Annotated in this window: 21 protein-coding genes; 11 read left to right on the top strand and 10 right to left on the bottom strand. The window is 43.6% G+C overall.

Annotation, left to right across the window (positions count from 1 at the left end; translation table 11 throughout):
- Positions 1-110 precede the first annotated feature (110 nt).
- The gene (locus tag ACR63T_RS01540; protein WP_305899450.1) at positions 111-1,508 is read left to right on the top strand and encodes a WS/DGAT/MGAT family O-acyltransferase; all 1,398 of its coding nucleotides are present in this window, start codon (positions 111-113) and stop codon (positions 1,506-1,508) included.
- Positions 1,509-1,628: 120 nt separating this feature from the next.
- Here ACR63T_RS01540 and ACR63T_RS01535 read toward each other — a convergent pair whose 3' ends face one another.
- Both ACR63T_RS01535 and dxs read right to left on the bottom strand, forming a co-directional pair.
- Positions 1,629-2,456 (bottom strand): inositol monophosphatase family protein, encoded by an 828-nt coding sequence (locus tag ACR63T_RS01535; RefSeq protein WP_201571296.1) that lies wholly within the window; start codon positions 2,454-2,456, stop codon positions 1,629-1,631.
- A 129-nt stretch (positions 2,457-2,585) separates the two neighbouring features.
- Positions 2,586-4,634: a 1-deoxy-D-xylulose-5-phosphate synthase gene (dxs, locus tag ACR63T_RS01530; RefSeq protein WP_472784546.1), complete on the bottom strand. Its 2,049-nt coding sequence runs from the start codon at positions 4,632-4,634 to the stop codon at positions 2,586-2,588.
- Between the two features lie 534 nt (positions 4,635-5,168).
- Between dxs and ribA the strand changes: the two genes are divergently transcribed.
- The 3 genes from ribA (at position 5,169) to ACR63T_RS01515 (ending at position 7,516) form a co-directional block, all read left to right on the top strand.
- On the top strand, positions 5,169-5,804 hold the full coding sequence (gene ribA, locus ACR63T_RS01525; RefSeq protein ID WP_472784545.1) for a GTP cyclohydrolase II: 636 nt from the start codon (positions 5,169-5,171) through the stop codon (positions 5,802-5,804).
- A 47-nt stretch (positions 5,805-5,851) separates the two neighbouring features.
- A complete protein-coding gene (gene hemF / locus ACR63T_RS01520; protein WP_472784544.1) occupies positions 5,852-6,862 on the top strand; it encodes an oxygen-dependent coproporphyrinogen oxidase in 1,011 nt (336 codons plus the stop codon).
- A gap of 180 nt (positions 6,863-7,042) precedes the next feature.
- Positions 7,043-7,516, top strand: coding sequence for a c-type cytochrome (locus ACR63T_RS01515; protein ID WP_305899445.1), 474 nt, complete (start codon positions 7,043-7,045; stop codon positions 7,514-7,516).
- Positions 7,517-7,610: 94 nt separating this feature from the next.
- Here ACR63T_RS01515 and ACR63T_RS01510 read toward each other — a convergent pair whose 3' ends face one another.
- The 3 genes from ACR63T_RS01510 to ACR63T_RS01500 all read right to left on the bottom strand — a co-directional run bounded on the left by ACR63T_RS01510 (position 7,611) and on the right by ACR63T_RS01500 (position 10,045).
- A complete protein-coding gene (locus tag ACR63T_RS01510; RefSeq protein ID WP_472784543.1) occupies positions 7,611-8,588 on the bottom strand; it encodes a mechanosensitive ion channel family protein in 978 nt (325 codons plus the stop codon).
- A 129-nt stretch (positions 8,589-8,717) separates the two neighbouring features.
- The gene (gene gloA / locus ACR63T_RS01505; RefSeq protein WP_371747917.1) at positions 8,718-9,197 is read right to left on the bottom strand and encodes a lactoylglutathione lyase; all 480 of its coding nucleotides are present in this window, start codon (positions 9,195-9,197) and stop codon (positions 8,718-8,720) included.
- 212 nt (positions 9,198-9,409) lie between these two features.
- The gene (locus ACR63T_RS01500; protein ID WP_201571284.1) at positions 9,410-10,045 is read right to left on the bottom strand and encodes a carbonic anhydrase; all 636 of its coding nucleotides are present in this window, start codon (positions 10,043-10,045) and stop codon (positions 9,410-9,412) included.
- 377 nt (positions 10,046-10,422) lie between these two features.
- Between ACR63T_RS01500 and potA the strand changes: the two genes are divergently transcribed.
- The 5 genes from potA (at position 10,423) to ACR63T_RS01475 (ending at position 15,477) form a co-directional block, all read left to right on the top strand.
- On the top strand, positions 10,423-11,715 hold the full coding sequence (potA, locus tag ACR63T_RS01495; protein ID WP_472784542.1) for a spermidine/putrescine ABC transporter ATP-binding protein PotA: 1,293 nt from the start codon (positions 10,423-10,425) through the stop codon (positions 11,713-11,715).
- Positions 11,715-12,602, top strand: coding sequence for a spermidine/putrescine ABC transporter permease PotB (potB, locus tag ACR63T_RS01490; RefSeq protein ID WP_472784541.1), 888 nt, complete (start codon positions 11,715-11,717; stop codon positions 12,600-12,602). The genes potA and potB overlap by 1 nt, the downstream gene beginning before the upstream one ends.
- Positions 12,602-13,408: a spermidine/putrescine ABC transporter permease PotC gene (gene potC, locus ACR63T_RS01485; protein ID WP_472784540.1), complete on the top strand. Its 807-nt coding sequence runs from the start codon at positions 12,602-12,604 to the stop codon at positions 13,406-13,408. Before potB ends, potC begins: the two co-directional genes overlap by 1 nt.
- A gap of 30 nt (positions 13,409-13,438) precedes the next feature.
- The gene (locus tag ACR63T_RS01480; RefSeq protein ID WP_472784539.1) at positions 13,439-14,329 is read left to right on the top strand and encodes a LysR family transcriptional regulator; all 891 of its coding nucleotides are present in this window, start codon (positions 13,439-13,441) and stop codon (positions 14,327-14,329) included.
- Positions 14,330-14,532: 203 nt separating this feature from the next.
- On the top strand, positions 14,533-15,477 hold the full coding sequence (locus ACR63T_RS01475; RefSeq protein WP_201571259.1) for a ricin-type beta-trefoil lectin domain protein: 945 nt from the start codon (positions 14,533-14,535) through the stop codon (positions 15,475-15,477).
- Positions 15,478-16,060: 583 nt separating this feature from the next.
- Here ACR63T_RS01475 and ACR63T_RS01470 read toward each other — a convergent pair.
- The 4 genes from ACR63T_RS01470 to ACR63T_RS01455 form a co-directional block, all read right to left on the bottom strand.
- On the bottom strand, positions 16,061-16,432 hold the full coding sequence (locus ACR63T_RS01470; protein ID WP_201571255.1) for a CrcB family protein: 372 nt from the start codon (positions 16,430-16,432) through the stop codon (positions 16,061-16,063).
- Between the two features lie 42 nt (positions 16,433-16,474).
- Positions 16,475-17,524: a tRNA (adenosine(37)-N6)-threonylcarbamoyltransferase complex transferase subunit TsaD gene (gene tsaD / locus ACR63T_RS01465; RefSeq protein WP_472784538.1), complete on the bottom strand. Its 1,050-nt coding sequence runs from the start codon at positions 17,522-17,524 to the stop codon at positions 16,475-16,477.
- A 121-nt stretch (positions 17,525-17,645) separates the two neighbouring features.
- Positions 17,646-18,158, bottom strand: coding sequence for a c-type cytochrome (locus tag ACR63T_RS01460; RefSeq protein WP_472784537.1), 513 nt, complete (start codon positions 18,156-18,158; stop codon positions 17,646-17,648).
- A 50-nt stretch (positions 18,159-18,208) separates the two neighbouring features.
- Positions 18,209-18,757 (bottom strand): c-type cytochrome, encoded by a 549-nt coding sequence (locus ACR63T_RS01455; protein ID WP_305899434.1) that lies wholly within the window; start codon positions 18,755-18,757, stop codon positions 18,209-18,211.
- 333 nt (positions 18,758-19,090) lie between these two features.
- On the opposite strand from ACR63T_RS01455, the gene rpsU reads away from it, so the two are divergent.
- The gene (gene rpsU / locus ACR63T_RS01450) at positions 19,091-19,306 is read left to right on the top strand and encodes a 30S ribosomal protein S21 (RefSeq protein ID WP_201571244.1); all 216 of its coding nucleotides are present in this window, start codon (positions 19,091-19,093) and stop codon (positions 19,304-19,306) included.
- A 177-nt stretch (positions 19,307-19,483) separates the two neighbouring features.
- Entirely contained in the window at positions 19,484-19,936 is a 453-nt protein-coding gene (locus ACR63T_RS01445; protein ID WP_472784536.1) for a GatB/YqeY domain-containing protein, read from the top strand.
- Between the two features lie 130 nt (positions 19,937-20,066).
- On the opposite strand, the gene ACR63T_RS01440 is transcribed toward ACR63T_RS01445, so the two are convergent.
- Positions 20,067-21,650, bottom strand: coding sequence for a M48 family metalloprotease (locus ACR63T_RS01440; protein WP_472784535.1), 1,584 nt, complete (start codon positions 21,648-21,650; stop codon positions 20,067-20,069).
- Positions 21,651-21,993 lie beyond the last annotated feature (343 nt).

The following is a 21,993-nucleotide window of genomic DNA, read 5'->3' as shown; positions in this document are numbered from 1 at the left end:
TACGACTACTTATTCATTATAATCTTAAGGCTTGTTGAATATTTACAAATAAGCCCGGTCAAATATTTAATAGACCTTAACTTTTATTAATCGCCGTAAAAGGACTTATCATGCGACTAATGAGCGCCGTTGATCAATTATTTTTAATTTTAGAATCGCGTAAACAACCTATGCATGTCGGTGGTTTATTTTTGTTTGAATTGCCTGAAACTGAGCGCGATATAGATAGCGATTTTGTTTATAAATTAGTGCAGCAAATGCAGACTTCAAAAGCACCTCCCAGCTTTCCTTTTAATCAGGTGCTTGAGAACCTATTATTTTGGAAAGAAGACGAGCAGTTTGATGTTGAGCATCACTTTCGTCATGTCGCATTGCCCAATCCTGGACGCGTCCGCGAGCTGCTGATGTATATCTCCAAAGAGCACAGTCGCTTGCTTGATCGAGCTATGCCGCTGTGGGAGTGTCACGTTATTGAGGGTATTTTACCTGAAACTGAGGGCGGTCCTGAGCGCTTTGCTTTTTACTTTAAGATTCATCACTCGCTAGTCGATGGCATCGCCGCTATGCGTATCGTTGAAAAGGCCCTATCACAATCGCCTACTGAACCCGTAACGCTGCCGATATGGTCAGTGATCACTCGAAAAACCAGTAAAGCTGAAAAGGCTCAACCCACAGCCCGTGCAGCATTGCGAATTATAAAGGAGCAGCTATCCACTATTAAACCTGTTTTTACAGAGTTAGTAGATAATTTTAAGCACAGTGGCGACGAGGATTACGTTGGCACTTTTGATGCACCTATGAGTATTTTGAATCGTCGTATTTCAGCGTCTCGGCGTATTGCGGCGCAATCTTATGATATAAAGCGCTTTTATGATATTGCCGACACCTTTAGCATGAATCAAAATGATGTAGTGCTGGCAGTCTGTTCAGGAGCGTTACGTCGTTATTTATTAGATATGAATGCGTTACCAACTAAGCCACTGGTGGGTTTCGTACCGATGTCACTACGCTGTGATGAAAGCGCTTCTGGCAATCAAATCTCGTTTTTGATGGCGAACTTAGCGACGCATTTAGAAGATCCTGTTAAGCGTATGCAGCTGATTCATGACAGTATGAACAGCGGTAAGCGCCGCTTTCGACGGATGAATAAAGCGCAAGTGATCAATTACAGTGCAGTTGCCTACGCTTGGGAAGGATTGAATGTCTTTACAGGTTTGTTCCCAAAAAAGCAGGCCTTTAACTTGATTATCTCTAATGTCCCTGGCTCCAAAAAGCAGCTGTACTGGAATGGTGCACCGCTCAAAGCGCTATATCCTGCCTCCATCTTAGTCGATGGGCAAGCGCTCAATATCACCCTTGCCAGCTATCAAGATAAAATTGAGTTCTGTATTACCGCTTGTAGTAAGATCTTGCCCCATGTGCAGGATATGCTAGGATTGATCGAGCAAGAGCTAAGTTTACTTGAGAGTATTAGTGAAAAAAAACGCTTAGGGCTGCGTGAAAGTTAATAGACTATAAAAGTTTAGGTATGTGAAGAACATAATAAAAAAGCTGACTCCATTACAGAGTCAGCTTTTTTATTTGGCGCAGTTTGACTGTATTTAATCAAAGCTTAAGAGAATAAAATCTTAAACCGCATCGCCCCATATTGGCACGACCACTTGCATCAACGGCTTAAGCATTTTGATATTACAAGCAAAGATAGAGCCTGTGGTCATAGAGTCGTGCGCGCCTTTGTGATCGACCACAGTGCCGCGTGCTTCGGTCACAATAAGCTCGCCTGCGGCAATATCCCAAGGCTTAATTGACATCTCAAAATAACCATCAAAGCGACCCGCTGCTACATAGCAAAGATCCAATGCCGCTGAGCCTAAGCGACGAATTTGCCCGCCCTCTTCAGTGATTTTCAATAGACTATCAAAATGCTGCTTGGCGTAAGAGATGGACTCCCCATTACGGGTACGCTCTAGCGGATGACCTGTAGTGAATAGTCCACCGTCAATAGTTTTACGCTCACTAACGTTAATACGGCGATTGTTCAAGCGTGCGCCTTTGCCACGACTGGCTGAGAACATCTCATCACGTACAGGATCATAGACTACCCCATGCTGAGTGACGCCTTTATGCTGTACTGCGATCGACACACAGAACTGCGGAATGCCATGTACAAAGTTTTTGGTACCATCGAGCGGATCGATAATCCAGCACCAGTCAGCGTCTTCACCGCGACCATGCTTCATCCCGAACTCCTCCCCTAAGAAGGAATGGTCAGGATAGCTGCTCTTTAGTGTCTCTATAGTCAGCTCTTCACTAAAGCGATCAATACGTGTCACTAACCCATCAAGGCCCTTTGACTCGATATCAAATTCAACTTTATGGCGGTTTTGATGCGCGTATAAAATCTCTTTACCAACTTTTTCAGCAGCACGCGCTGCGATGACAACCATGGGTTCCATAAATAACCTGTTTGTTTGAGGAATAAAAAACGAAATAATTTTTGGCTTTAAAATACTTTCTAGCTCTAAGATACTATCCAGCTCTAAGATACTATCCAGCTCTAAGATACTGTTATATGAAACTTGAAACTACTTTAATAAAGCTTGTAACTGTTTGAGCACGCCTGCCACGTCTATACCACTATCCGCCCATTGCTCAGCTGGCGAACCGTGTTCCAAAAACCGATCAGCTATAGCAATATTGGTTATAGCCACTCGATTGGTCTTAAAAGCTGTCGAGCTATTGAGCAGATATTCATTGACCGCGCTACCTGCACCGCCCATCAACACATGCTCCTCAACGGTCGCAATGTGGGTGACCCCTTGCGTTATCAGCTCTTCTAGCAGCTCGCAATCTAAAGGCTTGACCCAGCGCATATTGACAACTTGTATCTGTAAATCATTATCACTCTGGATCAACTGCTCAGCAGCCCGCACAGCGGTATCCACAAGAGTACCAAAGGCTAAAACAGCCAATTTAGTCGTCGCCTGCTCTAACCCCAATACTGACTCTATAACGCCCTTACCTATTGGATATAGCTGAGCGGGGCGTTCGATAACTGCGCCTATGCCACTACCGCGTGGATAGCGGATCGCCGTGCAGCCTTGATACTCATAACAAGTATTAAGTAGCTGGTAGCATTCGTTCTCATCCTTGGGTGCCGCTATCAGCATATTGGGCACACAGCGCAAAAAGGCAAAATCAAATATACCTGCATGCGTTGCGCCATCTTCACCGACTAACCCTGCCCGATCTATAGCAAAGGTGACATCAAGATTCTGTAGGGCAACATCATGGATAAGCTGATCATAACCGCGCTGCAAAAATGTCGAATAAATAGCGACAACGGGTTTTACCCCTTGAGTCGCCATACCAGCCGCTAGTGTTACCGCGTGCTGTTCTGCAATGGCCACATCAAAGAAGCGCTCTGGATACTGACGCGCAAAGTCCGTCATTCCTGAGCCTTCTTCCATAGCGGGGGTAATCGCCAGCATTTTATCATCAGCAGCGGCTTTATCACATAAAAACTCACCAAATACTTGCGAGTACTTAAGAGTGGGCTTGAGGGCAGGCTTAGAGGACTGATCGTTACTCGTCGCTGTCTTTTCGGAACTAGCAGCGAGCTTGCTAATAGCATGGAAGCCAACGGGATCACTCTCAGCAGGTGCAAAACCTTTACCCTTGGTCGTATAGATATGAATCAGCACAGGGCCTTTTATTTGTTTGGCGAGGCTTAATACGCGCAACAACTCAGGCAAGTTATGACCATCAAAGGGGCCAAAATAGGTAAAGCCAATGGCTTTGAATAAATTATCTTCAATCTTTGGCACAGCGCGCAGCTCGCCATGGCGATTACGACGGTCAAAACCCTGCATACTAGGGCGCGCACGTAGTACTGGCTCACCTGACTCTGAGATATCAACTTGATATCCTGACTCCCAAAGCGTCGCTAAATGACGTGAAAAGCCACCGATCGAACAGGAGATAGACATATCATTGTCATTTAAGATAACCAGTAGATCAGCGTTTTGTTGAACAGCATCATTCATGGCCTCAAAAGCCATACCACCGCTCATCGCCCCATCACCTATGATACAGGCGACCGTCTGTTCGCGCTTTTGATACCGTAGTGCTAGGCTCATGCCTAGACCTGCCGATATTGAGGTTGAGGAATGACCCACACCAAACGTATCATAGATAGATTCCGCGCGTTCAGGAAAAGCGGTCAAGCCTGCTTTTGCGCGAATACTTGCCAGCTGCTCGCGGCGACCCGTTAGCACTTTATGACCATATGCCTGATGACCGACATCCCAAACGATCTGATCACGTGGCGCATCTAGCAGATAATGTAAGGCAATAGTCAGCTCAACCACTCCCAGATTAGCACCGAAATGACCACCGCTTTGACCGATTGAATATAAAAGAAATAGGCGCAGCTCATCCACCAAACAGATAAGCTGTTCGGTAGATAGCGACTTGAGATCGGCTGGGCTAGCGATAGCGTCTAATAACGGCGTATTAGGACACGCCTCTGGAATCGTCAAATAAGTCTGTTGTAAACCAGATAGGTGAACAGCAGAATCAAGAGCTGACGTCGATGTAGACCGAGACTGTGGGGAATGAGATGACTGCTGCATAAACCGTACTATACCTGCTGCTGACAAGATAATGACCTACCATATCGAATGTACACCGTTATCATTAGGATACGGCGTCATAACTACTCTATAGCCTTAACAATAGCAGACTAAAACTAGCCATTATGAGCTACAGATGACAATAGGTTCAAGGGATCACCACTAAATCATTTGTTTTGAATGTCAATAATAAACGTTGTTATTTATTAGTAATAGATGTTGTTGCTCATTGATAATAAACGTTGTTATTGGAGATTCATACTAAATGTTGATGACGGTACAGTAAGCCCAAGCAAAGACTTGTGACTGTATCTGTCAAAATAGTATGGCATAATAGCATTTTTTTTAAACCATCGCTCCAACCATCGTGCTGACTGTGTGAATTTTATGTGTTTTATTGCTAGCCTAGTCGATGTGGGCTAGTATTTTGGTTAATCATGCCAATATAACTACAGTTACCCTAGCAGCCATCACTCTTAACCCTCTAATGCTTAAATAATTAATGCCCAAATAATCGGCCTACGCAGGACAGCAATGTCATATCATTTTATTACCAGTGCCAAATTACCGACTCGTCATGGCGAGTTCGATATTCATATGTTCGAAAACGGTGACGGTCAAGAGCACGTTATGCTGACCGTTGGTCTCCCCAGAGCTGAATTAGATAAAGACCTTGAGCAAACACCCTTAGTGCGTATTCACTCTGAGTGCCTAACAGGTGATGCCTTTAGCTCGCTCAAATGTGACTGTGGTGCTCAGCTCAATGCGGCGATGCAGACCATTCAGCAAGCAGGCTGTGGTGCTATTTTATATCTGCGTCAAGAAGGGCGCGGCATAGGTTTGACCAATAAGATTCGTGCTTATGCGCTGCAAGATCAAGGTCATGATACCTTAGATGCCAATCTGATGTTAGGCTTTCCAGCAGACGCGCGTACCTATGAGATGTGCGGTGCGATGCTCGCTCATGCGGGTGTGGATAAAGTTCGGCTCATCACTAACAATCCAGACAAAGTCGCTTATCTAGTTGATCATGGTATCGAAGTGGTTGAGCGTGTGCCTTTGGTAGTTGGTGTTAATGATATGAATGAGGAATACTTGGCAACCAAGCGCGATCGTATGGGTCACTTGCTTGATAAAGACTTCAATACCGCCATGCACCTCAATAAATAAAAATAAAAACAGTAATAGAAATTCATTCATCAATAAATGGATATTTTATGAGCATTTTAAATAGTGATAATCTTTCCAATTTGTCAGCGCCAGACTTATCAGTAGCAGACGCTACAACGCCAACCAACGATGACATTATGCGAGTTCGTGAGTTTTTGGTCGATCTGCAAGCTCGTATCTGTCAAGCACTAGAAGCTCAAGAGGCAGATGGTGGCGGCAGCGCAACTTTTGTCCCTGATGGCTGGGAGCGTCCTGAGGGTGGTGGCGGTCGTTCATGTATCTTAGCTGATGGTAAAGTTATAGAAAAAGCGGGGGTCATGTTTAGCCATATTCATGTTCATAATCTACCTGCGTCAGCCACAGCTCGTCACCCTGATATCGCAGGTCGCAAAGCACAAGCTATGGGCGTGTCATTAGTGGTGCACCCCAAAAATCCCAATGTACCAACCAGCCATGCTAATGTGCGCCTGTTCGTTGCAGAAGCAGCTGACAAAGACCCTATTTGGTGGTTCGGTGGCGGGTTTGATTTGACGCCTTTTTATCCTGTATTAGCCGATTGTGTGCATTGGCATCAGGTCTGTCATGACTTATGCGCGCCCTTTGGCGACAGCGTCTATCCTGATTTTAAGCAATGGTGTGATGAATATTTTCATCTACGCCATCGTGATGAGCAGCGCGGTATCGGTGGACTGTTCTACGATGATGTCAATCTTGAGAGTCGTGGCTGGGACTTTGAGAGATGCTTTGAGTTTATGCAAGCGGTAGGTCAAGGTTATCTCGATGGCATCATACCTATCTTTGAGCAGCGCAAAAATACTGCCTTTACTGATGAGCAGCGTGAATTTCAGCTGTATCGCCGTGGTCGCTATGTCGAATATAATTTAGTCTATGACCGTGGTACTTTATTTGGCCTACAAAGTAATGGTCGCATTGAGTCCATCTTAGTGAGCATGCCGCCCCTTGCCAGTTGGCATTATCGCTTTGAGCCTGTAGCAGGTACAGCAGAATTTGAATTGACTGACTATTATCTAAAGCCGCGTGACTGGTTGACTTTATAGTCTTTATTGGCATAATGGATCTAATAGGCAAATGAATTTTGTATTTTATAGGGTCAGCTTTGTAGCTGACCTTTGTTTTATAAATAATGCAAATACTAGTTTGTAGCCGAATTTTGAGAGTAGCTTGCCGTTGGACTTGCTTACTCTCTTTATTAATAGCCACATACGAGGATTTTTTATATGTCAAAGCTTTATAGCACTAAATCGTTAAAATCTATGGTTAGTATCACTTTGATGAGTGCAGCACTTGGTCTCACAGCTTGTAGTGGCTCTGTTGACCCAGATGTCAAAGCCCGTCAAGATATTATGAAAAACTACGGCGATACCATGAAGGTTGTCGGCGGTATGGTTAAAGAGCCTGATACGTTCGACGCTGATGTGGCGAAAGAGCAAGCTTCATTTTTGGCAGGAGCCTCTAAAGATCCTTGGGTACATTTTGAAAATCAAGAAGCAGTAGGCAATGCTACTGAAGCGGTTTGGAGCGATAAAGAAACTTTCCTTGCCGAATCAGAGAAATTTCAAAAAGTAACAGCAGAACTAAATACTGCGGCTCAAACGGCAACTAGTGTGGATGACATCAAGGCTGAATTTGGCGCGGTCGGTAAAAGCTGTAAGTCGTGCCATACTGATTTCCAAGTAGAAACAGACGATTAAGATTTTTTAAGCGCCTAAAAAAGCCGTTATATTTAAAGTATAGCGGCTTTTTTTGTGGTTGACTTTATTGATACCCTTATACCCTTACACTCAATTACTTAGTAATTAAACTTGGCGTCTCATCTTGTTCATCACTCGCCTGTTGTTGATCAGCCAGCTTCTTGACGATAGCCTTGACCGAAGGGTCGCTCAAATCTAGCGTACGTACTGGGAACGGCATATCGATGCTTGCTTTATCTAGCGCTCTTTTGACTTCAACGAGCACTTGATCGATAGATTTTACTTTATTGGCTTGAGTGCCATCATCTATGAACCAACGCACAACTAGATCAATGGTAGAGTCGCCTAGATTGACTGCGATGATTGTCGGTGAAGCATTCGTTGATACAGTATCCGATCTCTCTAATGCCTGCATAATTTCCGACTTGGCCTCATCGATATCATCAGCATAGCCAATACCGACCGCTAACTGCAAGCGTCGCTGCTTATAGGCTGTATTAACTGTCAATGCTGAAGTATATAGATCTGAGTTGGGAATAACGACTTGGCGACCGTCATAAGTTCTAATAACCGTGGCGCGGATTTTTATATCTTCAACGGTTCCCTCGTAATCACCTGAGACGATCTGATCGCCAATACGAAAAGGCTCTGAGAGCAACAGTAAAATACCTGATAATAAGTTCTGGAAAATATCTTTAAAAGCAAAACCAATGGCTACCGAACCTATGCCGAGCGCGCCGATGAGTTTGGCTGGGGTAAATCCTGGTATAGCGACGACCATCGCGATCATAAAACCAATAAAAAATATCAATGCACCGCCAACGCGCTGGAATACTTTGACTAAATTTTGATGGCTACTGCGATTGCCTAATAACTTGCGCACTATCTTCTTAAATAATTTTGATAGCAACCAAAAGATAAGCATCACTATTATTGCGGCGACAAAATACGGAATACGCTCGACAAAACTAATCAATAAATCATTGGCAGTATCAGCAATGGCTTTGTAGGTCAGCGCATCATCAGTGGCGGCAACAACTGTAGTATCAGTAACAGTATCGGAGGTGGGCATAAACGTAGTGTTCCTATCTTTTATAGTATTTTTATAATGTTTTGCTTGCAAGGTTTAGCTCACAGCACCAGACGATATCTTATTCAATCCTTAGGCTGTACAGGCTCATAGAGCCAACCTTTATAATATCTAACCCATCAGCCCTGCTTCAACAATCTCAATCCAATAGCCATCAACGTCCTTAATAAAGGCGATGTTTTTCATGCTGCCATCCTCTGGACGCTTTTTGAACTCGACCTCATTAGCATCGAACCAGCTAACTGCGGCCTTTAGATCAGGCACACTAAAGCAGATATGACCGAAGCCTTGTGGCTCAGCGTTCCCGTCATGATAACTAAAGTCGTCTTTAGTCTCAGTGCCATAATTATGGGTCAGCTCTAAAATACCGCGCTGACGGAAAGTATAAATAGCCAAATCATCACCTGCGGGCAAGTTTTGACGCTCATCATCGGTAAGCTTCGCCAAAAAATACAAATCAAAGCCCATCTCAGGGAACTTTTTGATCGCCAATAAAGTCATGCCTAATACGCCTGTATAAAAGCTCAATGACTTAACAGGATCTTTGACTCGTAGCATCGTGTGGTTAAAAGTAAAGCCATTAGTCGCCATAGCGATAGGCTGGACGCCTTTTACTTGGATACTGCTATCAGGTTGAGCGCTAGTGTTATTTTGGCTATCTTGGGTGGTGGTAGAGTTAGACATGGCTATCCTTGTATTTTCTATGAGTTAAAAAAGCTATAGCATAAAACAGTACTGTCGTATTTGTTACCGCCTTGCTGTTCTATTTTTTAGCATATTTGTACTTACCTTTTAATAAAGTATCAGCTGTCTAAAAAACGCACTAAACCCGTTTCTAAGTCATACTCTGCACCAACGATGAGCAGCTGATTGCTATTGACCAAATCCTCTAGAGCGCGTGAGCCATGTTTGAGCTGGCTGACTGACATCATTACATTAGCGCGAATAGAGCGATCAAGGAGCTCATCAGCATCAGCGTCTTGACCATTAGCAGTGGCTAGCTCATGCAAGTTATAGACACTCGGACGAATGCGATCAACGATAGACTGTAGATTTGGTGAGTAGTTTTTCTCAGGATTAATGAGTGCGTCTACGCAAGCCGTGACAGCGCCACAATGAGAATGACCAAGGACGACCACAAGCTTAGTATCGAACTTTTCAGCGGCAAACTCGATAGAACCAATTTGCGATGGCGCGACTATGTTACCTGCTACGCGAATCACAAATAAATCACCTAGACCTTGATCAAAAACAATCTCTACAGGTACTCTTGCGTCTGAACAGCCCAAAATAATAGCTAACGGATCTTGATCTTTGACTAATTCTGGGCGGCGCTGCATCGAGGGATCGCTGGTCAAACTATCGACGTAACGTGCGTTACCTTGTTTGAGCAAAGCAAGCGCCTCTGCTCCTGTTTTTGGGCGGTTGGCATTCGGCATGAGTCATCCTTGGTTATAAATGGGGTTACTAGGATACGCCCTAGTCGTCTATAAAATTATTGTATAGCAAAATAATCATAAAAACTTTTCTAAAAAGCAATTTATTTTAAGCTTAACTTCATAAACAATTAGCGGTAAATGAGCAGAACAGTATTAATAAAATGAGTGGCACGCAACGAATAAGATCAACAAGACAAAGTCTAAATTCTTATTTCAAAGAAGTATAGCTTGCAATAAGTATAGCCTGCATAATCTGTCGCTAACTTACCGCAACTGGAGCAATAGGTTTGTTATAATACGCAGCAACTATAGCGAGCTTAGGCTTAGCCCCTTTACCATCACAGCGCCAATATTTTGGTCGTTTAGGAACCTCTATTATGACTGACTCCTCCTCACAGATACAAACGACTGACCTTGATGCGCTACTAAAAATAACAGGGCTAAAAAAAACCTACGATCAGACCGAAGTACTAACTGATATTAATTTAAATATTAAGCACGGCGAGTTTTTAACGCTTTTAGGGCCATCAGGCTGTGGCAAGACCACTTTACTACGCCTGATAGCAGGTTTTGAGCAGCCAAGTGCAGGTGCGATATACCTAGATGGTATACAGATGGCAGGATTATCAGCTGATAAGCGTCCCGTTAATACTGTGTTTCAGCAGTATGCGCTATTCCCGCACATGAGCGTCGCGCAAAACGTGGCTTATGGGCTTAAGCTGAAAAAAGTACCTAAAACTGAAATTCAGACGCGAGTGCGCGATATCTTAGCGATGGTACAGATGGAGCATCTAGCCAATCGTCGTCCACAAGACTTATCTGGTGGTCAGCAGCAGCGTGTGGCTATTGCCCGAGCCGTCATTAATCGTCCAAAACTACTGCTATTAGATGAGCCACTATCAGCACTCGATTATAAGCTGCGCTTGCAGATGCAATCGGAGCTTAAGCGTCTGCAGCGTGAGCTTGGCATTACTTTTGTATTCGTCACTCACGATCAAGAAGAGGCGCTGTCGATGTCAGATCGTATTGCGGTGATGAAAGATGGTAGATTCCAGCAGATTGGCACGCCTATTGAAATTTATGAAAATCCAGCCAATCTGTTTACCGCCAGCTTCATTGGTGAAACTAACTTATTCAAAGCTGAGGTAAAGGGCGTCTATCCCGAGCAGCCAGACCGTAATGGGCAAGTCACTAATGGTCGTATCGAAGTCGAAGTTTGCGAAGCCCAATCACAGAATCAGGCACAAGCTGGCCCAACAACGTTGCGTAATCTGCGCCGTCCTAACTTTGCCAATGACGTAAAAGTCGGTGACATCGTCAATCTGTTATTACGCCCAGAAGATTTGCGTATTTATGAGGTTAACGATAGCACTCATGCTGGACTGCTTGGCCGAGTCATTGAGAGTAACTATAAAGGCAGCACTCTAGACTCCATTATTGAGCTGGATAATGGTCATATCATTAAAGCTTCAGAATTCTTTGATGAGGATGATCCTAGCTTTGACTATAAAATAAATGAACCTGTTAAAGTCACTTGGGTCGACGGCTGGGAATGGGTATTGCCTGATGATGACTCTGTGGATACTGATGCTAATACTGAGAATAGTACTGAGACTGCGCAAACTAAAGTCTTTGACATATCTAATGCTACCCATAAAGGTATCCGTTGATGGCTGGCAAAAATACGACTCGTCTAAGTAATAAAAGCACCTTTCGTACTGCAACGCTATGGCTGATTTGGGGCTGGCTGCTAATATTTGCGCTACTGCCGAATATATTAGTCATAGCCGTGAGCTTTTTGACTCGTGATACCAGCGACTTTATCAGCTTGCCCGCCACTATCGACAGTTATTTGCGTCTCGTTGATCCTTTATACTTTGAAGTATTTGTGCATTCATTATGGATGGCAGGACTTACCACTGCTATTTGCTTATTGCTAGGCTACCCTTTTGCTTGGCTAGTCTCTAGAGCTCGCGCTCGTTGGCAACCGCTGCTCATGCTGTTACTAATCCTACCCTTTTGGACCAATTCTTTAGTACGGGTATATGCGCTCAAGCTATTACTAGCGACTAATGGCCTAATCAATAAAGCATTGCTAGCCATCGGTATTATCGATGCACCAATAGACATGTTATATACCCAAGGTGCGGTGATTATCGGTCTAACCTATTTGCTATTTCCCTTTATGGTATTACCCTTGTATGCAGTATTTACGGATCTGCGCGATGACATGTTGCTAGCCTCGCAGGACCTAGGGGCATCCAAGCCCCAGACCTTTTGGCACGTGGTCTTGCCACTGACCACTCCTGGTGTTATTTCAGGCGTGCTATTAGTACTACTGCCTGCGATGGGTATGTTCTATGTTGCTGATATCCTGGGCGGCTCGCGTAATTTACTAGTCGGTAATATTATTAAAAATCAATTCTTAGATGCACGCGATTGGCCATTTGGTGCTGCGGCTAGTGTTCTATTAACGCTTGCGATGGCAGTACTATTACTCGCCTATCGGGCTAGTAGCAAGCGTATTGGCAAAACCGACTTTAATGAGGTGGCCTAATGTTTAATTCTAGTCCTCCCTCTGTCAAAACAAAAAGCCAAGTCGGTAGCATCGCTGCAAAAGGTTATTTAACCCTAATATATGCGCTACTCTATTTGCCTATTATCGTCTTAGTAGTGATGTCCTTTAATGCCTCAAAGACAGGTTATAACTGGGGCGGCTTTAGTCTCAAATGGTACGAGTCGTTGTTTAAAAACCAAGCGATGCTTGATGCCTTTTGGCACTCGATAGTTTTAGGTTTAGTCGCGGCTACAGTCTCAACGGTGATAGGCGTGCTAACCGCTATGGCGCTGCATCGCTATAACTTTCGCGGTAAAGGCTTATTGAACGGGTTGCTATTTGTGCTAATGATGTCACCTGAGATTGTCCTTGCGATATCGCTACTGGCGCTATTTTTATTAATTGGTCTACAGTTGGGTTTTGTATCTTTATTATTAGCACATATTACTTTTTGCTTACCCTTTGTGGTGATTACTGTATTTGCACGCTTGAGCAGCTTAGATGAGAGCTTGATGGAAGCGGCGCGAGATTTGGGTGCTTCTGAGTCAACGATGATACGTACGGTGCTGATTCCAGTAATACTACCCGCAGTAATGGCAGGATGGTTGCTCGCTTTTACCCTATCGCTTGACGATGTCGTGGTATCGACCTTCGTTACAGGGCCAAGCTATGAGATTTTGCCCTTGCGGATTTATTCGATGGTACGCGTAGGTCTCAAGCCTGAGGTCAATGCTATCGGTACGTTATTGTTAGCTGCCTCTCTAGTATTAGTGATGATCTCGCAGCTGTTATTACGTCGTCGTTAAATTTTTAGAAAACAAAATTTAGGTCACCTTATGTTAGAGCTTCGTCATCTTAATACCTTAACTGCGCTACGAGCGCATGGCTCACTGGCGGCTGCCGCTGATGAATTACACGTTACTGCCTCTGCGGTCTCACACCAGCTCAAAGAGCTAGAAAATTACTACGATATCAGTCTGGTCAATCGTCGTACTCGCCCGCTCACCTTCACTCCTGCTGGTAAAACGGTACTAGCGCTAGCTGACAGTATTATGCCACAAGTCACACGTACTAAAGCCAATCTTAAGCGCTTAGCCCATGGTCAAGCAGGCCGGTTACGTCTAGCCTCTGAGTGTCATAGCTGCTTTGATTGGCTGATGCCGATACTCAATCATTATCGCCGTGAGTGGTCGGATGTCGAGCTGGACTTTGCGACAGGGTTTGAGCCTGAGCCGCATCATTTATTACTAGAAGGTGATATTGATTTATTAATTACCACTAGTAATCTACCAATAGAAGGTCTGAGCTATCAGCCATTGTTTGAGTACGAGAGTCGTTTAGTGCTATCGCCATTACACGATTTGGCAGAGCAAGATGTTATTCAACCTGAAGATTTAACCGAGCAGACGCTGATTGCTTATCCTGTAGAAGCCAAACGTTTAGATATTATCGCTAACTTTATGACGCCAGCTGAGGTAAGTTTTAAAAATATTCGTACCACGGAGCTGACCGCGATGCTGATTCAATTAGTCGCTAGCGAGCGCGGAGTGGCGGCATTACCCGATTGGGTAGTAGCGGAATATGAGAAAAAGGGCTGGGTAGTATCAAGGCGATTAGGGAAAGGTGTGCATTGTCAGCTCTATGCGGCGACCCGTACGGCCAGTCAAGACACTGCTTATATGCAGGGTTTTGCTGGTTTGTTGGAAGGGATTGTTAAGCCGTTATAAATTTTTTATATCCGCTCAGAGTTTAAGGCAGCGCTATAAGGTAGTAAAAGCAATAAGCAGTGAACATATCTATTAAGTAGATTTATTCTTTATGATATAAATTGACTATACATGCTATATTTAAAATACAATATATTCGGATATCTCGTTTTATGTAGTAGGAACGATAAGTATTGTCAATAATAATATACAAGGAATGTGTCATGAATAGAATTATTGTTCTGCTGTTTTCGTTAGTAATTGCTGGGCATGCTAATGCCTCTAATCACTTAAAATCAGGCAACCTCAATATTGGAAATTTGAAATCTGACAGCATCAATGCTGAAAAATTAAAAACGGATAGTCTCAATACTGAAAACTTAAAACATGAAATCCCAAACATTAAGGAATCGAAATCTGAAAGTCTCAATGTTAATGATTTAAAATCTAAAGACCCTAATGTTTGGGAATTAAAATCGTTAACATACAACAATCAACTTAATTTGCCCGCAATTCAAATTAGTTTCGGCTGTAAAGGCGGTGAAGAATATAAAGTGAATTATAGACCTGGATCATCTGGAGCATGGTCAACAGGACCTGCGACGATTTGTCCTAATTATGACAGTGTTCAATACGTCATACAGCCACTTGTTTGCAACACCAATTATGAGATCAAGGTTAAACGAAAAAACAGAACGAAATGGTACAGGGTGAATCAAAAAACTCTTCCTTGCTATTCTTCTCCAAACCCTGCTCCTGATACAAGCGGAACTTTTAGACTAAAACAGGTAACGACAAATAAGTGTATATATGGTTATCAAACACCAGGCACAACTAATAATAACGCCTATACCTGGTCATGTTACCAAAACCCAGGAATGGCATTTAAAATTATAGTTCATCCAACGACTGGAAAAAAGAAGCTGCAACATCAAGAATCTAAAGAATGTTTAACAGTTAATAATAATACAGACGGAGCAAAGGCATCTTTAACGGCATGCGAATCTGCAAATACATTTGTACTAGAGCCAGTGACAGGCAATATTGTAAGACTAAAAGCTGAAGATAAAAATAAGTGCTTATATGGACTCAGTCAAAACGGTAAGCCCGTTCATGCTTGGAGCTGTTGGAATGATCCCTCTATGAATTTTATTGTAGAGCCGTATTAAGGCCTGTCTTCTACTTATTCTAGAATGAAAAATGATGTATGTTGAGTGAAGCATTACTACTAGTAGTAGACCACTCAACCTACGGACTCAATAGTGTTATGGATCACAATATAAATGTGCTCTAATTCTCTCTTCTTCGGCTACACAATCAGCGTACTCTCCATTGGTTATTCCATCCATGTATACTTCATCTCACCATTCCTCGTGTCTTTCCTGTGCTTTTTTTTGGCTATAACTCACAACCATTACACCAATTAGAATAATGACTATAAATCCTAGACAACCATAATTTGTATTCCTTTCGAAAATTAAAGTTAGTATTACCATGATAAAAACGAAAGAGATAAAAAAAGTCATATAAACTCATTGATCAATAGTATCAGTATCATTCTTTTACGTACGTTCTACTACTCTATAGTAATCGTTGCACTGCTTTAGAATCTACGCTAGCGTATTAAAAAAGGTATACTCCACTGAAACTACCAAAACAGACCCTTTAAACGATTAATAGACTACTCAAAAAAGACTTCTATAAAGAAACTACTCAAATCAGACCCTTAAGCGAGCAGTATCTATCAAAAGCTCACAAAACCAACCTAAACAAATAAAACCCCACAGCAGTTGCAAGCAAGGTTAAACCCACATGCAACCCAATTAACCCAAGCCCTGCCAATACTCTACCAGCGCTGATAAAAGTAAACACCTCAGCGCTAAAGGTACTAAAAGTAGTCAGACCACCCAAAAACCCTGTAATGACAAACAATCTGATATTGGGCGATAAGTCGCTACCTACGCGCTCGAACCAAACCAGCGCTAGTCCAATCAGCAAACCGCCTAAGACATTTGCGCCAAGCGTGCCAAGCGGTATCCAATGATGCAGCGGATTAAAGCGCGCTAAATAGCCGCGCAAACACGCGCCTAATGCTGCACCTAAACCGATAGCCAACCACTGCATAACTTATCCTTTTTTGTGCAAGCATTATCGCTGAAAATTAGCTTAAAGCGCTGGCAACAATGCTGGTAGTTCGGTCATCGGCCAACGCGGTACACAGGTGACTGCAAGATCATCAGACTGCCCTGCTTGCAAACGCTGGTAGCCAGCATAAGCAATCATCGCGCCATTATCAGTGCAGAGCGCTGGCGGTGCGTAATGAACCGTTGCATTGACCTTTGCCAGCTCAATCTCTAACGTCTCGCGTAGATGAGTATTGGCACTGACGCCACCTGCTATAACCAGCCTATTCATATTCACTTGCTTGAGCGCTTTGACGCATTTTTTGACTAAAGTATCGACCATCGCCTGCTGAAAGCTCGCTGCAATATCAGCGCGTACTTGCGGATCGCTTTCAGAACCATCTGTATCTTTAATTAGATTATGCACTGCTGTTTTCATACCACTAAATGAGAAGTCCAGACCGCGATGCAGCATTGGACGCGGTAGCGCATAAGCATCTACCTTACCCGTCTGGGCGAGCTTAGCAATGTTTGGACCACCTGGATATTCTAAGCCTAGCATTTTTGCGGCTTTATCAAAACACTCGCCTGCCGCGTCATCTATCGACTCGCCTAGTATCTCATATTGCCCAATACCTTTTGCGGCAATCAGCTGAGTATGTCCACCTGATACCAGTAGCGAGACGAAAGGAAAATCAGGCGAGTTAGCACTCATCAAGGGCGCGAGCAAGTGCCCTTCCATATGGTGAATACCGATAGCAGGAATATCTAATCCATAGGCTAAGCTACGACCAAATAGCGCACCCGTCATTAGCGCTCCAATTAACCCCGGGCCTTTGGTATAAGCGATTGCATCGATGTCATCTTTGCTTATACTACATTGCTCTAGCAGCTCATCAAAGAGCGGTACTAATTTGCGAATATGGTCACGACTGGCCAGCTCTGGCACTACGCCACCATACAGAGCGTGCAGCTCAATTTGCGAATATAACACTTGTCCAAGTAAACCCTGATTGTCAGTATCTATTAACTCACTATCAAAAACGGCCAACCCTGTCTCATCACAAGAGGTTTCAAGTCCTAATACTTTCATGCTCATGCCTTTATTTGTTATCAGTACTCATCAAGAGAGCGACCAATTTTTAACTCAAAAAAACCGCCATTGCGATTGACAATGACGGTTAGTTTGATAAATTTCAATAGCTAAAACTTATCTAGCTAACGGCTGCCAACATATAATCTACTGAGGCTTTGACTTGTGCTTCAGTAATCCCGTTCACAGCCTGCGCAGGCATTTTATTAAACCCTTGCGCTGAGTGCATATACAGCGTCTCTTTGCCTTTAGCGATACGTGGTGCCCACGCTTGATTATCACCGAGTTTTGGCGCATTTAATAGACCATTGGTATGACAAACCTTACAATTTGACTCATAAAGCTTAGCACCAGCATCAGCATCAGCAGCTAATATCTCAGGCTCAGCGCTAATGTTAGTGTCTGCCTCTATAATAGCAACCTCATCGGCTGGTGCCTCGATCACAGCGACCTCTTCAACAGGCTTTACAGCCTCAGGCTCACCGACATCGACTACTTCAACCTCAGGCTCACTAACGGGCGTGTCATCAACTGCAGTATTATCACTACAAGCGCTAATCATTAATAGCGCACTAAGACCAAATGCTAGCTTTGCCATTGATGATTTACTTATTAAGATTCGCATAGCGTTCATAGTCAATACCCCTACTCACTCTAAATATTCGCTCTAACATCTGCAACCGTTTAGCTAGCCGCTGCAATCATGTACTCAACCGCTTGACGGATCTGATCTTCTGTCACGCCGTTATAAGCCTGAGCTGGCATTTGATTAAAGCCGTTCGCTGAATGCGATGCTAAAGTCTCTACACCTTTTTCAATACGCGGTGCCCAAGCAGCTGCATCACCATATTTTGGCGCATTGAGCAGACCACTAGCATGACAAGCCATGCATTGCTTATTATAAAGCTCGGCACCTACATTGACCGCTAGATCTTCGGCTGCAGCAGGAGCATCTGTAGCTGGCGCTTCTGCACCATCTGCTACCACTTCCATATCTGTAGCCGTAACTTCAGGCATCGGTGCAGCAACTACCTCTGGAAACTCCATATCTTCAGCTTCTGGTGCTAGCTGACGGGCAATATCAGCCGCTTGATCAACGCGATCAACCGCTAAAATCTCTTCGTGCTCGCTGCTACAACTCGTCACACTCACGCCCAAGGTCAGCACTACTGTCGCTAATAGTGCTGCGCTTAATGACTTGTTTGACCCTAATTTTGATCCTACTTTGCTCATTCCAACATCCTCAATAAAATTGACGTAAAAGCATAGAATTGGCTACCGTCAGATTGAGATTATAATAGCATAAATTGCTAATAAATCGTTATAGGTAGTAAGGATTTTGTACTAAAAAGATGCTGATATAGATTAAAGACTTTGACTTTGTTGCATTTTTTAAGTAGAATAACTGCCCTTGTGCCCGGCTATGGTCTGTGCATAAGATTTTGTAAAAAGTTATGTCAAAATTATCCTAGTTTGAGCTGATGTCGGCAATCTTGAGATATTGCGGCTAAATACTAATATACAGCCAAACTAATGCCTTTAATCTCATCCCTATAAGGAGTCTTCATGCCTGCAGTTAAGGTCAAAGAAAACGAACCTGTTGATATCGCTATCCGTCGCTTCAAGCGTGCTTGCGAAAAAGCTGGTGTATTATCAGATGTACGTAAGCGTGAGTTTTATGAAAAACCTACACAAGAGCGTAAGCGCAAAAAAGCAGCTGCTGTGAAGCGTTATAAGAAAAAAACCCAACGTGATACTGTCCGTACTACGCGTATGTACTAATTATTATTTATCGAGAGTGCCAACTGGGTCTCTCTTAAATAACTAGCTACAAGCGTTATACTAATACCACTGCTATCTATAGATAACAGTGGTATTTTTTATGCTACAATTTTTGTTAATAGCGGTTTTATTTTGCTTTATAAACTAAATTTTACCTACTAAGGAATAATAATAGCTATGAGTCCACTTCAACAACATATAGCCGATACGATCATTACTTCTATGAAAGCGCGTGAGATTGAACGAGTCAAAGTCATGCGCAATGTACAAGCCGTCATCAAGCAAATAGAGGTCGATCGTCGGATTGAGCTTGACGATGCAGATGTACTAGATGTCCTGCAAAAGCAGCTCAAACAGCGCCAAGAGTCGTTGGCTATCTTTACCGAAAATGACCGTGACGATTTGGCAGCCAAAGAGCAGTTCGAGATTAATATTATCAATGAATTTATGCCCAAACAAATGGATGATAGCGAGATTGCAGCATTAGTGAATACTGAGATTGCAGCGCAAGGAGCAACCTCCATGCGCGATATGGGCGCGGTAATGGGTAGCCTAAAAAAGAAAACAGCAGGTCGTGCAGATCCCGCTATAATCTCAAAGCTGGTTAAAGAAGCATTACAGCCTTCGTAACTTGAGCTATTTATCACTTATTAGACAGACTTTTGAAACATGCTGTTTTTATTGAATCTATATCCTGTTTGAAGTTAACGTTGTTTAAAATCATCGTCTTTTAAAATTATTGCCTGTTTAAAACTACCGCTTAGGGCTTATAGTCTTTAGCGGTTTTTACGTTTTTGACCTCTTGAGCGATATTGGCTAATAGTGGCCTAGCACTACTGGCTTGTGCGCTTGCCTGCATTTGCTCAGCCAATTGCTGCGCTTGGGTCAATGAGGTCAACGCGCTATCGTAACGTCCATTCCATAGTTGATCATGACTGCGATAACGTAGCGCATTGATCGTTGCAATCTTAGCCAACTGCGCTACAGGCGTAGTTTTAGCGATTTTTTCATTCGCTAATTGCAACAGTTGCCAAGCATAGCGGTCGCTTGGCTGCTGCTGGGTTAATGGCTTTAATAGCGTTTGTGCTTGGGTTGGATTATCACTATTAGTGAGCGCCTCTGCTAAATAAAGACGTAAATCTCGACGCTCAGGATATAGACGCTGCTGAGCTGCTAACATTTGCGCCGCTTGCGTCCATTTGTTTTGCTCAGTTAAGATCTGGCTTTGGGTAATAGACAATAGTGGCTCTAGCGCTTGGCGCTGCACTGCAGGCAAAGCGTCTAGGATTTTGTATAGTTGCTCCGCTTCAATAAATCGCTGCTGCTCACCGTACCAGCTCAATAGCGCCAGCTTTGCACCAACGCTGTTATTAGCAGCGCTCATAAGCGCTGTTGGCGTTACCTGTTTACCAGTGATTTGCACCCGCCAGTAGAGCAAATCAAACAGCGCTTGATGACGCTGCTGCTGGCTCAGCGACAGTGAAGGATAACTTTGCGCACGGCTCTGTGATTCACTCAAACGCTCATTGCTGAGTGGATGTGAGCGGATAAAACTAGGCAAAAACTGATTGGCGCTTTGATTGAGCTGACGCTGTTGATCCATAGTGGCAAAGAAGCTCACCATGGCACGCGGATTATAGCCCGCCTGATTCATAATCTGCATCCCTACCCGATCAGCCTCGCGCTCATTACTGCGGCTAAAAGCCATGCCACTATTCATTGCAGCGGTCTGAGAGCCCATCATTACTGCCGCGCCTGCATCACCATCGACTGCTGAAGCAGCGATCGCCGCCAGCATACCGCCGATTTGTAGTAGCAACGCCTTCTTGCGCTCATCAGCACTATGTTCATAGTGGCGCTGACTGATATGAGCGACTTCATGCGCGACGACACTTGCTAACTCATCCATACTTTTGGCAGCCGTAATCGTGCCCGTATTGATACCGATTAAGCCACCTGGCGCGGCAAAGGCGTTAATACTAGGATTATCGATGATGACCACTGCCAATGGCGCTTGCTGGCGCGCCTGCGCATTGAGTCGCCACGTCATCTCCTTGATGGTTTCTTGCACCCAAGGGTCATGCTCCATTTTTGCTTGGCCATTGATCCTTTGTAGCGACCACTCACCAGCCAGCTTATTTTGGTGCTGCTCTGCAAAGCTTAAACTATCTCCACGTAGATTGGGCAATGCCAAGGCCTCTGCCTGTCTATCCTGAATGGGGTATTGCCAGGGGCTATATTCTAAATCTAACCCATTAGAATTTACAGATAGACTTGTAGATTGATTCGCACTCATTACAGGCGTAGATGCAGCATAGCTACTAGCTACAAAAATAGTAGACACAGGACTGCTTATCATTATTAGTAATAGCAGCTTAGCTTTGGACTTATGGATAGGCAACATAATAGTTTGATACCTTTTTTTGATGTCGTTTTGACTATAAGAGCTTAGCACGAGCAAATCAATGCTAATCTATTGTCTGCTACCAATATCTAAGCGCTGTGATACCTTTGCGCAACACAGCTATATCCAACACTGAGATATCCGATCACGTTACATCAAATAGCCATATAAGTTATGCTATTGATAATTCCAATCATCGTGTTTATTGCCAGTGGTCTAAACAGTAACTTTTGCTTATAACTAGTTTGTTATAATAGAGTGCTCATCATATTTAATTGTGAAG

It is taken from the genome of Psychrobacter sp. M17(2026), assembly GCF_055699815.1.
This window is presented reverse-complemented; position numbering and strand designations above follow the sequence as displayed.

Excerpts from the sequence above, each read along its gene's own strand:
- tsaD (WP_472784538.1), bottom strand. The coding sequence starts at position 17,524 with ATGAAAGTATTAGGACTTGAAACCTCTTGTGATGAGACAGGGTTGGCC.
- ACR63T_RS01515 (WP_305899445.1), top strand. The coding sequence starts at position 7,043 with ATGTCAAAGCTTTATAGCACTAAATCGTTAAAATCTATGGTTAGTATC.
- rpsU (WP_201571244.1), top strand. The coding sequence starts at position 19,091 with ATGCCTGCAGTTAAGGTCAAAGAAAACGAACCTGTTGATATCGCTATC.
- ACR63T_RS01470 (WP_201571255.1), bottom strand. The coding sequence starts at position 16,432 with ATGCAGTGGTTGGCTATCGGTTTAGGTGCAGCATTAGGCGCGTGTTTG.
- potC (WP_472784540.1), top strand. The coding sequence starts at position 12,602 with ATGTTTAATTCTAGTCCTCCCTCTGTCAAAACAAAAAGCCAAGTCGGT.
- ACR63T_RS01540 (WP_305899450.1), top strand. The coding sequence starts at position 111 with ATGCGACTAATGAGCGCCGTTGATCAATTATTTTTAATTTTAGAATCG.
- ribA (WP_472784545.1), top strand. The coding sequence starts at position 5,169 with ATGTCATATCATTTTATTACCAGTGCCAAATTACCGACTCGTCATGGC.
- ACR63T_RS01510 (WP_472784543.1), bottom strand. The coding sequence starts at position 8,588 with ATGCCCACCTCCGATACTGTTACTGATACTACAGTTGTTGCCGCCACT.
- potA (WP_472784542.1), top strand. The coding sequence starts at position 10,423 with ATGACTGACTCCTCCTCACAGATACAAACGACTGACCTTGATGCGCTA.
- ACR63T_RS01500 (WP_201571284.1), bottom strand. The coding sequence starts at position 10,045 with ATGCCGAATGCCAACCGCCCAAAAACAGGAGCAGAGGCGCTTGCTTTG.
- ACR63T_RS01480 (WP_472784539.1), top strand. The coding sequence starts at position 13,439 with ATGTTAGAGCTTCGTCATCTTAATACCTTAACTGCGCTACGAGCGCAT.
- ACR63T_RS01455 (WP_305899434.1), bottom strand. The coding sequence starts at position 18,757 with ATGAGCAAAGTAGGATCAAAATTAGGGTCAAACAAGTCATTAAGCGCA.
- gloA (WP_371747917.1), bottom strand. The coding sequence starts at position 9,197 with ATGGCGACTAATGGCTTTACTTTTAACCACACGATGCTACGAGTCAAA.
- potB (WP_472784541.1), top strand. The coding sequence starts at position 11,715 with ATGGCTGGCAAAAATACGACTCGTCTAAGTAATAAAAGCACCTTTCGT.
- ACR63T_RS01475 (WP_201571259.1), top strand. The coding sequence starts at position 14,533 with ATGAATAGAATTATTGTTCTGCTGTTTTCGTTAGTAATTGCTGGGCAT.
- hemF (WP_472784544.1), top strand. The coding sequence starts at position 5,852 with ATGAGCATTTTAAATAGTGATAATCTTTCCAATTTGTCAGCGCCAGAC.
- ACR63T_RS01445 (WP_472784536.1), top strand. The coding sequence starts at position 19,484 with ATGAGTCCACTTCAACAACATATAGCCGATACGATCATTACTTCTATG.
- ACR63T_RS01535 (WP_201571296.1), bottom strand. The coding sequence starts at position 2,456 with ATGGAACCCATGGTTGTCATCGCAGCGCGTGCTGCTGAAAAAGTTGGT.
- dxs (WP_472784546.1), bottom strand. The coding sequence starts at position 4,634 with ATGCAGCAGTCATCTCATTCCCCACAGTCTCGGTCTACATCGACGTCA.
- ACR63T_RS01460 (WP_472784537.1), bottom strand. The coding sequence starts at position 18,158 with ATGAACGCTATGCGAATCTTAATAAGTAAATCATCAATGGCAAAGCTA.